The 1,052-nt window shown below is 30.2% G+C and carries 1 protein-coding gene; it reads left to right on the top strand.

All coding sequences use genetic code 11. The annotated features are described in order from the left end of the window. Nucleotides 1-984: IS1595 family transposase (locus tag LQE93_RS16720; protein ID WP_231074577.1), on the top strand; the 984-nt coding region annotated here is incomplete at its 5' end. Nucleotides 985-1,052 lie beyond the last annotated feature (68 nt).

Raw genomic sequence — 1,052 nt, 5'->3', positions numbered from 1 at the left:
TTTTTAAAGACTGTATTGATGTCAAATGGAATAACTAACTCTATAGATGAAGAAATCGCTGAAAATAGATTTAACAAGGGGAAGTGCTGTCCTTTTTGCAATCATGATAAAATATCTAAGTATGGAAAATATCATGGTAAGAACGGTGTTAAACAAAGGTATAAATGCCAAAATCAAGAGTGCAAAAAAACTTTCAATGATTTTTCTAAATCCCCAGTTTCAAGTAGTAAAAAGGGATTAGATAAATGGCTACTATATGCTCAATGTATGGTAAACGGCAACACTATTAGGCAATGTGCTGAAATCGTTGAAATTAATATTGCAACAGCTTTCTTTTGGAGGCATAAAATTATAGACGCAATTAGAAAGTTTGTTGGCTATGGTTCTCTTGGAGGTGTTATTGAACTCGATGAAACCTACTTTGCTCTTAGCTATAAGGGGAATCATAGTAAAAGTTCTAATTTTACTATGCCAAGGGAAGCAAGAAAGCGTGGCAAAGAAATAAATACAAGAGGTATATCAAAGGAATTTGCTTGTGTATTGTGTGGTGTAGATAGATTAGGAAATATCTATACTGGTTTAATATGCGATGGTAGACCTAAATATACTGATATAGATAGAGCTTTATCGGAAGTTGTTGAAGATAATTCTATATTATGTACGGATAAACATAGAAGTTATATACCTTTTGCTGCTCAACATAATTTTGAGTTACATCAAATTAGGAGCGGCAGAAAAACTGTGGACATTTATAATATTCAAAGAGTTAATGCTTTTCATAGTAGCTTAAAAAGATGGATAAGGAAGTTTAACGGTGTTTCAACCAAGTTCCTAACAAACTACCTATTTTGGTATAAATGGAGCCAATTATTTAAAACAGAAATGGAAAGAAATAAACCTAAAAAGTTCTTTATTCATGCTAATTCAACACATTCTATATCTTTAATAAAGGATTTTAAAATTAGAAGACCAATATATGTATAAAAGGTAAAATTTGTTTTGATTTTACTATTTTTAGTGTACAATTAATATAATGATTGATGAACAATTGT

This window comes from Clostridium sp. NSJ-145 (assembly GCF_021044725.1).
Taxonomy (GTDB): Bacteria; Bacillota; Clostridia; order Clostridiales; family Clostridiaceae; genus Clostridium; species Clostridium disporicum_B.
This window is presented reverse-complemented; position numbering and strand designations above follow the sequence as displayed.